Here is a 14,360-nt window from a genome sequence, read left to right as displayed (position 1 = left end):
GGTTTGAAAAGGCCTGTAACTGTCACATAATCTTGACGACTAACTGAGCCTGGCTGCAAAAAAAGTGGCAGGCCTTGTCTTAATACCTTGTAGGAGCCGAGCTTGCTCGCGATGGACTCAAGGGCGGCGCGTTCATTCAGAAAACACGCGTTATCGTTAACGTCCATCGCGAGCAATCGAGCGTCGACCGGCTGCTCCTACAAGGTGCAGCGTCGATCTCCCAATAATAATCCTGGACCTTTATATGCGTATCAAAGTCCACTGTCAGAATCGCATTGGCATCCTGCGCGACATCCTCAATCTGCTGGTGGAGTACGGGATCAACGTCGCCCGCGGGGAAGTCGGCGGTGAGCACGGCAATGCGATCTACCTGCATTGTCCGAATCTGATCAACATCCAGTTCCAGGCGTTGCGTCCGAAGTTCGAGGCGATTGCCGGGGTGTTCGGCGTCAAGCGGGTAGGGCTGATGCCCAGCGAGCGTCGGCATATGGAACTCAATGCGTTGTTGGGGGCGCTGGAGTTTCCGGTGCTGTCTATCGATATGGGCGGTTCCATCGTTGCGGCAAACCGCGCGGCTGCGCAGTTGCTTGGTGTGCGGGTGGATGAAGTGCCGGGGATTCCGCTGTCACGCTATGCCGAAGATTTCGATTTGCCTGAACTGGTTCGTGCCAACAAGTCACGGATCAATGGCCTGAGGGTCAAGGTCAAGGGCGATGTGTTTTTGGCCGATATCGCGCCGCTGCAATCCGAGCACGATGACAGTGAGGCCATGGCCGGCGCCGTGCTCACGCTGCACCGGGCCGATCGGGTCGGTGAGCGTATCTACAATGTGCGCAAACAGGAGCTGCGTGGCTTCGACAGCATTTTTCAGAGTTCTAAAGTCATGGCAGCGGTGGTCCGCGAAGCGCGCCGCATGGCGCCGCTGGACGCGCCCTTGCTGATTGAAGGCGAGACTGGCACCGGCAAGGAATTGTTGGCTCGGGCTTGCCATCTGGCCAGCCCGCGTGGGCAGTCACCGCTGATGGCACTCAATTGCGCCGGGTTGCCGGAGTCGATGGCCGAGACTGAGCTGTTCGGTTATGGCCCGGGTGCTTTCGAAGGTGCACGGGCCGAAGGCAAGCTCGGTCTGCTGGAGCTGACGGCCGGCGGCACGCTGTTTCTTGATGGGGTGGGGGAGATGAGCCCGCGCCTGCAGGTCAAGCTGCTGCGTTTTCTGCAGGACGGCTGTTTCCGCCGGGTCGGCAGTGATGAAGAGGTCTATCTGGATGTACGGGTGATTTGCGCGACTCAGGTCGATCTGTCCGAGTTGTGTGCCCGTGGTGAGTTCCGCCAGGATCTTTACCATCGGCTCAATGTGCTGTCCCTGCATATTCCGCCGCTGCGCGAATGTCTCGACGGTCTGACACCGCTGGTGGAGCACTTCCTCGATCAGGCCAGCCGGCAGATCGGTTGCTCGTTGCCGAAACTGGCACCGGCGGCGATGGATCGGCTCAGTCATTACCATTGGCCGGGCAACGTTCGGCAATTGGAGAACGTGTTGTTTCAGGCGGTTTCACTGTGTGATGGCGGGACGGTCAAAGCTGAGCATATCCGCTTGCCGGACTACGGCGTGCGCCAGCCACTCGGCGATTTTTCGCTGGAAGGAGGGCTGGATGCGATTGTCGGGCGCTTCGAAAAAGCAGTGCTGGAGCGGCTGTATTCGGAGCATCCAAGCAGTCGGCAATTGGGCAAGCGACTTGGGGTTTCCCACACCACCATCGCCAACAAATTGCGCGAGTACGGGGTGGGAAAGAACGATCAAGAGTCGAGTGCATAACCTTTAAAAGATCGTTCCCACGCTCCTGCGTGGGAATGCCTCATTGGACGCTCTGCGTCCGCTTTAGCTGTGACGCGGAGCGTCGCGGGCTGCATTCCCACGCAGAGCGTGGGAACGATCAGATCAAAAGATCGCCGCCTGCGGCAGCTGATACGCCGCAAGCGGCATAACGGCGCCGGTTTTTCGTCTTTGACACAATTCATAAATCCCCTCTGATTCCATCAAGTCCTTTGTTTGCCTGCCCTCAAGCCACCAAAAGAAAGTTGGTGCACTTATTGCTTCTGGCTCAGCAGTACAGCGGTGGGCGGCAAACGTCCGGCAGACAGAGGAAAGACTGTGGACAAGTACCTTTACGTGGCAATGACCGGTGCCAGCCAGAATGCACTGGCGCAAAAGGCGCATGCCAACAATCTGGCGAACATCTCCACCAACGGTTTTCAGCGTGACCTGGAGCAGGCGCGCTCGATGCCGGTGTTTGGCGACAGCTTTCCGGCGCGTGCGTTTGCTTTGTCTGAACGTCCGGCAACCGATTTTACTGCCGGGTCCATGGTGGAAACCGGCCGCGACCTCGATGTGGCGGTGAGCGGCGACGGCTGGATCGCCGTGCAGACGCCTGATGGCAGCGAAGGTTACGTGCGCACCGCAAGCATGAATGTGGACGCCCTTGGCGTACTGCGGGCCGGCAACGGTATGCCAGTGTTGGGCAACGGTGGGCCGATTGCCGTGCCGCCAGAGCAGAAAATCGAAGTCGGTCAGGACGGCACCATCAGTATCCGTGCGATGGGCGAAGGTCCGCGGGTAATGGCTGAAGTCGACCGCATCAAGCTGGTCAAGCCGGACCTCAAAAACATGACCAAGGGCCTGGATGGTTCGATCCATACCATGGACGGCAAGCCAGTGGTGGCTGATGCCAGCGTGCAGGTGGTGTCCGGTTTCCTTGAGTCGAGCAACGTCAATGCCGTCGAAGAGATGACCTCGGTGCTGGCTCTGTCCAAGCAGTTTGAGCTGCACATCAAGATGATGAACACCGCCAAAGACGACGACCAGGCCATGGCTCGGGTCTTGCAGATCAGCTAATTATCAGAACGTAGCGCCGTAAAACAGGCGCGCGAGGAGAATCGAATGCTTCCGGCTCTATGGGTTGCCAAAACAGGTCTGTCCGCCCAGGACACCAACCTCACGACTATTTCCAACAACCTGGCGAACGTCTCGACCACGGGCTTCAAGCGTGACCGTGCCGAGTTCCAGGACTTGCTGTACCAGATCAAGCGTCAGCCAGGTGCCCAGTCGACCCAGGACAGTTCGTTGCCATCGGGCCTGCAAGTGGGTACCGGTGTGCGCATTGTCGGTACCCAGAAGAACTTCACTGCCGGTAGCCTGCAAACCACCGAGCAGCCTCTGGATCTGGCCGTCAATGGCCGCGGCTTCTTCCAGATCCTGCAACCGGATGGCACGACCGCCTATACCCGTGACGGTACCTTCCACCTGGACTCCAACGGCCAGATCGTGACGGCCAACGGCTTCGCTCTGGAGCCGGCGATCGTCGTTCCAAACAATGCGCAAACCTTCACCGTAGGCCAGGACGGTACCGTTTCGATCACGACCGCCGGTAGCGCTGCGTCGCAAGTGATCGGCAACCTGCAAACCGCCGATTTCATCAACCCGGCCGGTCTGCAAGCGGCTGGTAGCAACCTGTTCCACGAAACCGCCGCCAGCGGCGCGCCGCAAATCGGCACGCCAGGCCTGAACGGTTTCGGGACCACGCTGCAGAACACCCTGGAAACCTCCAACGTCAGCACCGTTGAGGAGATGGTCAACATGATCACCACTCAGCGTGCTTACGAGATGAACTCCAAGGTGATCTCCACCGCCGACCAGATGCTCTCGTACGTAACGCAGAATCTGTAATCAAGTCTATGGGGCGGCCTGAGGTCGCCTGCAATACCGTGAGGTAAGGTCATGAATCGGTTTGTTTCTGTTCTGGCACTGAGTGGGATCGCTGTGCTCGCGGGCTGTGTCGGCCCGACGCCGAAGCCCAATGACCCTTACTACGCGCCGGTGTTGCCGCGTACGCCGTTGCCTGCTGCGGCGAACAACGGTTCGATCTACCAGGCCGGTTTCGAACAGAACCTGTACGGTGACCGCAAGGCGTTCCGGGTCGGTGACATCATCACCATCACCCTGAACGAGAAAACCCAGGCCAGTAAAAATGCCAACTCGCAACTGGCCAAGACCAGTAAGACCAGCATCGGCCTGACCTCGCTGTTCGGTAGTACGCCCAACACCAATAACCCGTTTGGCAGTGGTGATTTGAGTCTGGACGCCAGCTACAACGGTGACCGCGCGACCAAGGGTGACAGCAAGGCCGGGCAGGGCAACAGCCTGACCGGTTCGATCACCGTGACCGTCGCTGAAGTCTTGCCTAACGGCATCATCGCCGTGCGCGGCGAGAAGTGGATGACCCTCAATACCGGCGATGAGCTGGTGCGGATTGCCGGTCTGGTACGAGCTGACGATATCGCCACCGACAACACCGTGTCTTCGACCCGGATCGCCGATGCGCGTATCACGTATTCGGGTACCGGTTCGTTTGCCGATACGAGTCAGCCAGGCTGGTTCGACCGTTTCTTCCTCAGCCCGCTGTTCCCTTTCTAGGTGATGACCCGCCCCATGTTGAATTTCAAGCACCTGATGGCGGCCATGGTTTTGCTGTCGATCTCCCTGGATGCTCATGCCGAGCGGCTGAAGGACATCGCGAGTATTTCGGGCGTACGTTCCAACCAGTTGATCGGCTATGGCCTGGTTGTCGGGCTTAACGGCACGGGTGACCAGACCACGCAAACCCCGTTCACCCTGCAGACCTTCAACAACATGCTGTCGCAGTTCGGTATCAAGGTGCCGGCAGGCTCGGGCAACGTGCAGTTGAAGAACGTCGCAGCGGTATCGATCAGTGCAGATTTGCCGGCGTTCGCCAAGCCGGGGCAGCAGGTGGATATCACCGTGTCCTCCATCGGTAACTCCAAGAGCCTGCGTGGCGGTACCTTGCTGCTGACACCGCTCAAGGGTATCGACGGCAACGTCTACGCCATCGCTCAAGGTAATCTGGTGGTCGGTGGTTTTGATGCTGAAGGTCGCGATGGTTCGAAGATCACCGTCAACGTTCCGTCGGCCGGCCGGATTCCCGGTGGTGCCTCCGTCGAGCGTGCGGTGCCGAGCGGTTTCAATCAGGGCAACAGCCTGACTCTTAACCTCAACCGTTCAGACTTCACCACCGCCAAGCGCGTTGTCGACAAGATCAACGACATGCTGGGCCCTGGGGTCGCTCAAGCCATCGATGGCGGTTCGATTCGGGTGACGGCGCCACTGGATCCGAGTCAGCGCGTCGACTACCTGTCGATCCTGGAAAACCTCGAAGTCGATCCGGGGCAGGCGGTGGCCAAGGTCATCATCAATTCGCGCACCGGCACCATTGTGATCGGCCAGAACGTCAAGGTGTCACCGGCCGCCGTGACCCATGGCAGCCTGACCGTGACCATTACCGAAGACCCGATCGTCAGCCAGCCGGGCCCTCTGTCCAACGGCCAGACGGCGGTCGTGCCGCGCTCGCGGGTCAGTGCCCAGCAAGAAGCCAAGCCGATGTTCAAGTTCGGTCCGGGTACCACGCTCGACGAAATCGTCCGGGCGGTGAATCAGGTTGGCGCTGCGCCGGGTGACTTGATGGCAATCCTGGAAGCCTTGAAACAGGCCGGCGCCTTGCAAGCCGACCTGATCGTGATCTGATATGGCGGCCATGGATATTCGCAAGAGCGGTCTGGTCACCACTGGCGACTCGGGGGCTTACTCCGACCTCAACCGGCTTAACCAGCTCAAGGTCGGCGACAAGAACAGTGACGGCAACATGCGCAAAGTCGCGCAGGAGTTCGAATCGCTGTTCCTCGGCGAAATGCTTAAGTCCATGCGCTCGGCCACCGAGGCGCTGGGCAAGGACAATCCGCTCAACACGCCAGCGGCCAAGCAATACCAGGAAATGTACGACCAGCAGCTGGCGGTTTCCTTGTCTCGTCAGGGTGGTGGTATCGGTCTGGCTGACGTGCTGATGCGGCAAATGTCGAAAGCCCACCCGGCCACTGCTGCCACAGAGTCAGCATTGCCGGGCGCCGCGCCAGAGACCAGGGTATCGACGCCTACTGCCATTGCCGCGGGCACCAGCGCGGTGGATGGCCCATTGACTCGTCTCAATGGTCAGCGTCCGCTGTGGGCATCGCGCGCCGTGGACCCGCACAAGTCCGCCAATGGCGCGGTGCATAACGACATGGCATTGCTCAATCAGCGACGTTTGTCGTTGCCGAGCAAAATGACCGATCGCTTGCTGGCGGGGATTGTTCCTTCGGCTGCGAATGCCACGGATACCACTGCTAGAACCGCTGTGCCGAGCCGCACCACCGCCGCTACGGATGCGGTGATCAAGGGTGACCGGCTGACCGCGCGAAGTGTCGTTGCACCCCGTGGACAGATGCAGATTTACGGTCGTGCCGTGGCTCAGCCGCCCTTGGCGCCAGCCAGGCAGTCGTTCAGTTCCCCTGACGAATTCGTCGCGACCATGATGCCGTTGGCGCAGCAGGCGGCTGACCGGATCGGCGTCGATCCGCGCTATCTGGTCGCCCAGGCTGCGCTGGAAACCGGCTGGGGTAAATCGGTGATGCGTCAGCAGGACGGCACCAGCAGCCACAACCTGTTCGGGATCAAGGCCAGCAGCAGTTGGCAGGGCGCTCAGGCCCGTGCGATCACCAGCGAATTCAGAAATGGCGAGATGGTCAAGGAGACGGCTGAGTTCCGCTCCTATGACTCTTATCAGGACAGCTTCCATGACTTGGTGACCATGTTGCAAAGCAACAATCGCTATCAAGATGTGCTGAAGTCGGCCGATAACCCAGAACAGTTTGTACGCGAATTGCAAAAAGCCGGGTATGCAACAGATCCGGATTACGCAAGCAAGATTTCGCAGATAGCGAAACAGATGAAGAGCTACCAGAACTACGCTGCGGCGGGCGCTTCCACGAATTTATAAGGTTTGAATCATGAGTTTGCTCAATATCGGCTTGTCGGGTCTGGCTTCGAGCCAATCGTCTCTGGCGACGACCGGCAACAACATTGCCAACGTTGATACCGCCGGTTATTCGCGCCAGCAAACCGTGCAGAGCAGCAAGGCCTCGAATCAGTACGGCAGCGTTTTCATCGGCACTGGCACGACCCTGGCGGATGTGCGCCGGGTCTATAGCGCCTACCTGGATGCCCAGTTACGCACTTCGACCTCGCTCAGCAGCGATTCGTCGTCCTACCTGGCGCAGGTCACGCCGACCGACACGCTGCTGTCCGACAGCAACACCGGCGTCACCGGTGCGCTGCAGAAGTTTTTCACTTCCCTGCAAAGTGTGTCGAGCACGCCGACCGATGATGCGTCCCGTCAGTCGGTGCTGACCAATGCCCAGGCCTTGAGTGATCGCTTCAACTCGATTTCCAAACAGTTGACCGACCAGAGCACCGGCATCAACACCAACCTGTCGGACCTGTCGTCCCAGGTGAACAAACTGGCAACCACGATCGCTCAGTACAACCAGCAGATCTCTCAAGTGTCGGGTGGCGCCAGTGCGCCGAACGACCTGCTCGACAAGCGTAACGAGTCGGTCCGTCAGTTGTCCGCGCTGGTCGGTACCCAGGTGGTGGAGCGCGGCACGAATTACGACGTCTACATCGGCAGTGGCCAGCCGCTGGTGATGGGCAATACCACCAACACCCTGGAAACCGTGCCGGGCAAGACCGATCCGAGCCGTTCGACGCTCCAGTTGAATCGCGGTTCGAGCACCATCGATATCACGTCGGTGGTGACCGGCGGCCAGATCGGTGGCTTGCTGCGTTATCGCAACGAAGTGCTCGACCCGGCGATGAACGAGTTGGGGCGGGTCGCGTTGGTTGTCGCCGATCAGATGAACAGTCAGCAGGCCCAGGGCATCGACAAGAATGGCGACTTTGGTTCGGCGATCTTCGGCGATATCAACAGCGCGGCGCTGATCAGTCAGCGCAGCATTGCCCAGACGGGCAACAGCGCAGGTTCCGGAAACCTGAATGTCACCATCAAAGACACCAGCAAACTGACCGCCAACGATTATCAGGTGACCTTCAGCACTGCCACGGACTACAGCGTCAAACGCTCCGATGGCACCAACATGGGTACCTTCAGCACCACCACTACACCGCCTCCGGTCATCGACGGCTTCAACATGACACTCAGTGGCGGCGCCATGAGCGCTGGCGATACCTTCAAGGTAACGCCGACCCGCAGTGGCGCCACTGATATCCAGACCGTGCTCACCGATCCGAAGAAAATCGCTGCAGCGGCACCTCTGACCGGAGTCACCAGCGCCAACAACAAGGGTACCTACAGCCAGCCAACACTGACCAGCACCCTGGATATTTACGATCCCGCGGCCAGTACCGATCTGCAAACCGGGCTCACGTATTCGACGCCGGTCAAACTGGTGTTCAATGCCGCGAGCGCCGGTAGCCAGGGCTATACGCTCTACGATGCCAAGGGCGCCAGCATGGGCACGGGCACTATCGTTCCCGGTCAAAGCAATACCCTTAACCTGCAAGTGAACATGATCGATGGTAGCGGCAATCCGATCATGGACAACACGGTCGTGCCGGCAGTGCAGAAGACCTTCACGGTTCAAACGACGGTCGCAGGCTCACCCGCCACCGGTGAAAGCTTCAGTATTTCGTTGACTGGCGCAAGCTCCTCGGACAACCGCAACAGTACGGCGCTCGTTGGCTTGCAGAGCAAACAGACGGTCGATACCGGTTCGGCGAGTAAAGGCATCAGCCTCTCGGATGCCTACGGCAGACTGGTTTCCAACGTCGGCGCCCAAGCCGCCCAGGGCAAGTCTGACAATGACGCCACCACGGCGATTCTGACCCAGGCCAAGAGTGCCCGCGACTCCCTGTCCGGCGTCGATCTGGACGAAGAGACCGGCAATCTGGTCAAGTACCAGCAGTACTACACGGCCTCTTCGCAGATCATCAAGGCTGCGCAGGAAACCTTCAGCACGCTGATCAACAGTCTTTAAGGAGTCGTAATTCATGCGCATTTCTACCGCCCAGTATTACGAAACGACCGCCGCTAACTACCAGCGCACCTACACAAACATGATCAAGAGCAGTGCCGAAGCCAGCAGCATGACCAAGCTCAACACGGCCGCCGATGATCCGATAGGTGCCGCTCGATTGCTGCAGCTCGGGCAGCAGAGTTCGATGCTGGATCAGTACGCCGGCAACATCAGTAGCCTGAAGGGTGCGTACAGCCAGTCGGAAACAGCCCTGAGTTCCATTGGCAATGCCTTGCAGCGGGCCAAGGAGTTGGCGCTCGGCGCCAATAACGGTACCCAGACCGATGCGGACCGCCAGGCCGCTGCCCAGGAGTTGGGGCAAATCCAGAGTCAGGTGTTGGGCCTGATGAACAGTCAGGATGCCAACGGCAACTATCTGTTCGGCGGTTCGAAAACCAGTACGCCGCCGTACACGGCAAACTCCGACGGCACCTACAGTTACAATGGCGACCAGTCCAGGTTGAACCTGGCCATCGGCGATTCCATGTCGGTCGCCAGCAACACCACGGGTTGGGATGCTTTCCAGCAGGCGATCAACACCAGTCGCACCCAGAGCAGCATGACGGCACCGGCGGTGGATGACGGTCGGGTGACGCTGTCCAACGGTCAGGTCAGCAACACCGGGACTTACGATTCCAAATTTGCCGCTGGTCAGCCCTACACCGTGAACTTTCTCAGCAGTACGCAGCTGCAGATCACCGATAGCCTGGGCAATGATGTTACCGCCGAAGCCAGCCAGAACGGTGTGATCAGCAATAGCAACGGCGCCAACCAGACTGTCAGTTTCCGTGGTGTCGACCTGAGCTTGAACATCAATCTGAAGTCAGGGGATGTCCCGGATGCGGTGATTGCCGGCCATACGTTCCAGTTGTCGGCCCAGGCGGACACCATCAACGCATCGCGTAGCGCGGGCAACCCTTCCACGGCGGTGATCACTGGCGCTGTCCAGAGCAACTCGGCGGCCTATAACAGCACCTTCCCGGCGGGCGGGGCGATCCTCAAGTTCACCAGTGCCACCGCTTACGATCTTTATGCTTCGCCGATCACGGCAGGCAGCAAACCGGTTTCCTCGGGCATCATGGCGGGCGCCACGGCGACGGCGGCCGGGGTCACATTCACCCTCGGCGGTACTCCGGCGGCCGGTGATCAATTCGTGGTCCAGACCAATAACCACCAGACCCAGAACGTTCTGGACACCCTGGGGCAGTTGCGTACCGCGTTGAATACGCCGGCCGATAACAACCCGGTCGCCTTGCAAAAAATGCAAGCGGCGGTGGCTTCGGGCATTGGTAACCTGGACAGTGCGCAGGCGCAGGTGGGTTCGCAAATCACTTCCGTGGGCGTACGCGGCCAGGTCCTGGATGATCAAACGACAACCAATGAGAGCCTGGTGCTTGCCAACAAAGCCAGCCAGTCGGCGATTCGCGACTCCGACACGGCCGAGGTCATGACTCGCCTGACCCTGCAGCAAACCATGTTGCAGGCAGCGCAACTGGCGTTCAGCAAAGTCAGTCAGCTGGGCCTGTTCAACAAGATCTAAGGGGGGGCTGGCGAGTAAGCGCCCGATCGTAACAACCGCCGAATACCAACCGCCTTTTTTCAGCGGTTTCAGGGGTTCACCCGACCGGGTGAGCCCCGCCGCTTGAGAGCCCTGCCGTGAATCCAGTCCCGCTAGTCAGCCTTGTCATTCCCGCCTTCAATCCACGCTTTTTCGGCAGGGCCCTGCGCAGCGCCTTGATCCAGCACTACGCGAACCTGGAGATCATTGTGTGCGATGACAGTCGCAACGATGAAATCAAGCAGGTTGTCGAGTCGTTGACCGCAGAGGCGGCAGGGCGCGTGCGCTATGTACGAAACCCACAGACGCTGGGTTTTGTCGGCAATCTGCAGGCGTGTCTGGAGCAGGCGCAAGGCGAGTTCATCAAGTTTCTCTGTGATGACGATCAACTGTCCCCAGCCTGTATCGAGCGCCAGGCGCAAGTGCTGATCGAGCAGGCGGATATCAATCTGGTGCTCGCTCAGCGGGTGTTCTGGGACGCTGACGATCACCCCTTGCCGTCGCGCCTGGAGAACAGCACGCTCTCGCCTGTATGCGGGATGTTCAAGGGCGATGACCTGCTGGCGATTTTCGAGAGCTTTCCGGTCAACTTCCTCGGTGGGTTCAGCAGTGCACTGTTTCGCCGTGAGGATGTGCTGGAGTTGTTGCCGGCTTTGACTCAGCCCGGTCATTGCTTTGTCGCATCGCTCGATCTTGCCTTGTACATTTGCCTGCTGCGACGGGGCAATCTGGCGCAGCTGAACTATGTCCTGAGTGTCGAGCGCCAGTATCCGGAACGGCTGATACGTCAGCAGCCGATGAAAGATGCGGCCGACACGGAAAAGCAATGGCTGGTGCAAATGCTCAAGGTTCGTGGTGGCGAGGGAGCACCTGCGGCTGGCTGGGTTCGTTATCTGCCGTTGGCCCGGGCCGATGAGGCGCCGAGGGTCTGGGACGAGTTGCCCTTGAGTCGAACCCTGGGCGCGCGGCAGGCCAACCAGGAATATCGGGTTGGCATCGCCAGCGAAAGTTTTTCCCAGCTTTACGCGCAGTGGCTGGCCTGTCGCACGCTCAGTGATACTCAGCGGCGTCTATTGCCGGAAACGTTGGCCGGTTGGTCGCGGCAGCCGAAAATTGTTCCGATCATCATCGATGAGCAAGCCAGCCGCGCCGGTCTGGATATCACCCTTCAGAGCCTTGCCGGGCAGCTCTATGCGCCGGAACTGATACTGGTATTGTCCAGTGCCTGTACCGAAGCGCAGCTCGATGAGCGGGTATTCACCTTGCCGTTGCAGGAAGATTGGTGCCAGCAGCTCAATGAGTTGCTGGCACAACTGGACGGGGTTGACTGGTTCTATGTCGTGCGTGCCGCAGATCGTCTGGTGGAGCCAGCGTTGCTGCTGCTGGCCGAGCGTATCTGCGCCTCGCCAAGCGCTCTGTGCATCTACGGCGATGAGGGTGGTTTGCGTGACGGTGAATCGGCAGACCCCGTCTTCAAGCCGGACTTCAATCTGGACCTCATGCGCAGTTACCCCTATGTAGGACGGTCTCTGGCATTTGAGCGCGAGCGCTTCCTGGCGCTGGGCGGTTTCAACTCGCGCTATGGCGAGCTGGCACCGCACGATGTGCTTTGGCGCATGGTCGAGGATGACGGCATTCAGGCCGTCGAACATATCGCCGAGGTATTGCTGGAATCGACGCTTGGCTTGTCTCAGTGGCTCGCGTTGCCCGAGGTGATCGAACTCAACCCGCAGGTGCTGGAGGCGCATCTTCAGCGTATGGGGGTTGCCCATGAGATTCGCCAAGGCAGTTTTACTCTGCTCAATCGCGTCGATTACCGGCACGCGGAACGGCCGCTGGTGTCGATCATCATTGTCTGCAAGGACCAGTTGGCGGTGCTGCAACGCTGTGTCGAGAGCCTGCTGGAGAAAACCGCCTACAGCGAATACGAGCTGTTGCTGATCGACAACGGCAGTGAAACCCCGCAGGCGCTCGACTGGCTGGCCGGTATGGCGCAGTTGGGCAGTGACAGGTTGCGGGTGCTGGAGTATCCGCAGCAGGGTAATGTCGCGGCGATTCGCAACTTCGCGGCGCAGCAGGCACAGGGCGAATACTTGCTGATGCTCGACCCTTATGTGGTGGTCACCCATGCGGACTGGCTGGATGAGCTGCTCAACCATGGGCAGCGCCCGGAAGTCGGTGTGGTGGGGGCCAAGCTGTTCAACCCGGATGGTCGTATTCTGCATGCTGGCCTCATTCTCGGGCTGCAAGGGCCGGCCGGTTCGCCGTTTTTCGGCGATTCGCTGGACGCGGTGGGCTACATGCACCGGTTGCAGGTGGTCCAGGACTTGAGTGCGGTCGGTGCCGATTGCCTGATGGTGCGCAAACAGGTCTTTGACAGTGTGGGCGGTCTTCAAGAGCAGGACTTCGCCTCGACCCTCAGCGAGGTGGATCTGTGTCTGCGTGTCCGCCAAAGCGGCTATCTGGTGGTATGGACGCCGTATGCCCAGTTGGCTCTCGGAACCCAACCTGCAGTAGCGCCGGACGTTGCCCAGCAGGCGCTTCGAGGAAAGGAACAGGAAAGGTTCTACCAGCGCTGGCTGCCCGTCGTTGCCCGCGATCCGGCTTACAACCCTAACCTGATGTTGAATACGCTGGGGGGCTCCAGTTTCAGTCTGGAGCCAGGCTTGCGCACAGGATGGAACCCGTTTTCCATTCGCCAGGTACCGAAGGTGATGGGCCTGCCGGTCAACTCCTCGGCCGTCGGGCATTATCGGGTGATACAGCCACTGGTTGAGCTGGAGGCGGCGGGCCGGGCGGGTGGGCGTATCTACCATGACCTGCCTACGATCATCGAGATCGAGCGCGAATCGCCCGATGTTATCGTTTTGCAGGGGCGCTACAGCGAAGGGCCGATCAATGAGATCGCCAATTTGAAACCCTACACCAACGCCCGACTGATTTTCGAGCTGGATGACTATGTCATCCAGGCCCCGAAAAAAAACGTGCACATTCGCAATATGCCGGACAACGTCGAGATGGAACGTCTGGTCCGGCGCGCCATCGGTCTGTGTGATCGGGTGGTGGTATCGACCCAGCCTCTGGCCGATGCGTTGTCGTCCATGCACCATGACATTCGGGTCGTACCGAACATGCTGGCGACCGAGCTATGGGGCGATCTGCGCAGTCAGCGCCGCACCTCGAGAAAACCACGGGTAGGTTGGGGCGGTGGCACCAGTCACTCGGGTGATCTGGCAATCATTGCCGACGTCGTCCGCGAATTGGCCAGCGAAGTGGATTGGGTTTTCTTCGGCATGTGCCCGGAGGAATTGCGCCCTTACATGCACGAATTCCATGGCGTTATCGACCTCAGTATCTACCCGGCGAAACTGGCCAGTCTGAATCTGGACCTGGCCCTGGCGCCGCTGGAGTTTCATATCTTCAACGACTGCAAGAGCAATCTGCGCTTGCTGGAGTATGGCGCCTGTGGCTACCCGGTGGTGTGTACCGACACCGCAGCCTATCGAGGTTATCTGCCGTGTACACGAGTCATCACCAACAGTACTGATGAATGGCTGCAGGCCATTCGCATGCACCTGGCCGACCCGGATGCCAGCTACCGCATGGGTGATGAGCTGCGCGAAGCGGTGCTGCGCGATTACATGCTGCGCGCAGATAATTTACGGTATTGGGAAAATGGCTGGCTGGCCGATTAAAGTCGCCCGCCATCAAAAGATCGCAGGCTCCTGCGATCTTTTGATTCTGACCGCTCGATCACCCCGCCTCACACACCGTCGCAAAGCCCCTTGAAAAGATTGCAGTCTGCGCCGGCGCCGGTGGCGGT

Annotated in this window: 9 protein-coding genes; all 9 read left to right on the top strand. The window is 59.5% G+C overall.

The features are described 5' to 3' along the window. The first annotated feature begins 244 nt into the window (after window positions 1–244). The 9 genes from AC07W5_RS22255 to AC07W5_RS22215 all read left to right on the top strand — a co-directional run bounded on the left by AC07W5_RS22255 (window position 245) and on the right by AC07W5_RS22215 (window position 14,232). On the top strand, window positions 245–1,816 hold the full coding sequence (locus AC07W5_RS22255) for a sigma-54-dependent transcriptional regulator (RefSeq protein WP_495024339.1): 1,572 nt from the start codon (window positions 245–247) through the stop codon (window positions 1,814–1,816). A 336-nt stretch (window positions 1,817–2,152) separates the two neighbouring features. After that, window positions 2,153–2,893: a flagellar basal body rod protein FlgF gene (locus tag AC07W5_RS22250; protein ID WP_494994253.1), complete on the top strand. Its 741-nt coding sequence runs from the start codon at window positions 2,153–2,155 to the stop codon at window positions 2,891–2,893. 45 nt (window positions 2,894–2,938) lie between these two features. Next, window positions 2,939–3,724 (top strand): flagellar basal-body rod protein FlgG, encoded by a 786-nt coding sequence (flgG, locus tag AC07W5_RS22245; protein ID WP_494994252.1) that lies wholly within the window; start codon window positions 2,939–2,941, stop codon window positions 3,722–3,724. Window positions 3,725–3,775: 51 nt separating this feature from the next. Next, window positions 3,776–4,471, top strand: coding sequence for a flagellar basal body L-ring protein FlgH (flgH, locus tag AC07W5_RS22240; RefSeq protein WP_494994251.1), 696 nt, complete (start codon window positions 3,776–3,778; stop codon window positions 4,469–4,471). Between the two features lie 15 nt (window positions 4,472–4,486). Further along, window positions 4,487–5,596, top strand: coding sequence for a flagellar basal body P-ring protein FlgI (locus tag AC07W5_RS22235; protein WP_494994250.1), 1,110 nt, complete (start codon window positions 4,487–4,489; stop codon window positions 5,594–5,596). 10 nt (window positions 5,597–5,606) lie between these two features. Further along, window positions 5,607–6,884: a flagellar assembly peptidoglycan hydrolase FlgJ gene (gene flgJ, locus AC07W5_RS22230; protein ID WP_495024338.1), complete on the top strand. Its 1,278-nt coding sequence runs from the start codon at window positions 5,607–5,609 to the stop codon at window positions 6,882–6,884. 10 nt (window positions 6,885–6,894) lie between these two features. Next, on the top strand, window positions 6,895–8,940 hold the full coding sequence (gene flgK / locus AC07W5_RS22225) for a flagellar hook-associated protein FlgK (protein ID WP_495024337.1): 2,046 nt from the start codon (window positions 6,895–6,897) through the stop codon (window positions 8,938–8,940). A gap of 13 nt (window positions 8,941–8,953) precedes the next feature. Continuing rightward, window positions 8,954–10,519: a flagellar hook-associated protein 3 gene (locus AC07W5_RS22220; protein ID WP_495024336.1), complete on the top strand. Its 1,566-nt coding sequence runs from the start codon at window positions 8,954–8,956 to the stop codon at window positions 10,517–10,519. Window positions 10,520–10,635: 116 nt separating this feature from the next. Next, window positions 10,636–14,232 carry a glycosyltransferase gene (locus AC07W5_RS22215; RefSeq protein ID WP_495024335.1) on the top strand — a complete coding sequence of 1,199 codons (3,597 nt, stop codon included), beginning with the start codon at window positions 10,636–10,638 and terminating at the stop codon, window positions 14,230–14,232. Window positions 14,233–14,360 lie beyond the last annotated feature (128 nt).

It is taken from the genome of Pseudomonas sp. GW821-FHT01E05, assembly GCF_059422425.1.
The sequence above is the reverse complement of the archived record's forward strand: the minus strand, read 5'-3'. Positions and strand labels throughout refer to the sequence as shown.

Coding starts and splice junctions, on each gene's coding strand:
- flgH (WP_494994251.1), top strand. CDS start 3,776: ATGAATCGGTTTGTTTCTGTTCTGGCACTGAGTGGGATCGCTGTGCTC.
- flgG (WP_494994252.1), top strand. CDS start 2,939: ATGCTTCCGGCTCTATGGGTTGCCAAAACAGGTCTGTCCGCCCAGGAC.
- AC07W5_RS22220 (WP_495024336.1), top strand. CDS start 8,954: ATGCGCATTTCTACCGCCCAGTATTACGAAACGACCGCCGCTAACTAC.
- AC07W5_RS22235 (WP_494994250.1), top strand. CDS start 4,487: ATGTTGAATTTCAAGCACCTGATGGCGGCCATGGTTTTGCTGTCGATC.
- flgK (WP_495024337.1), top strand. CDS start 6,895: ATGAGTTTGCTCAATATCGGCTTGTCGGGTCTGGCTTCGAGCCAATCG.
- flgJ (WP_495024338.1), top strand. CDS start 5,607: ATGGATATTCGCAAGAGCGGTCTGGTCACCACTGGCGACTCGGGGGCT.
- AC07W5_RS22255 (WP_495024339.1), top strand. CDS start 245: ATGCGTATCAAAGTCCACTGTCAGAATCGCATTGGCATCCTGCGCGAC.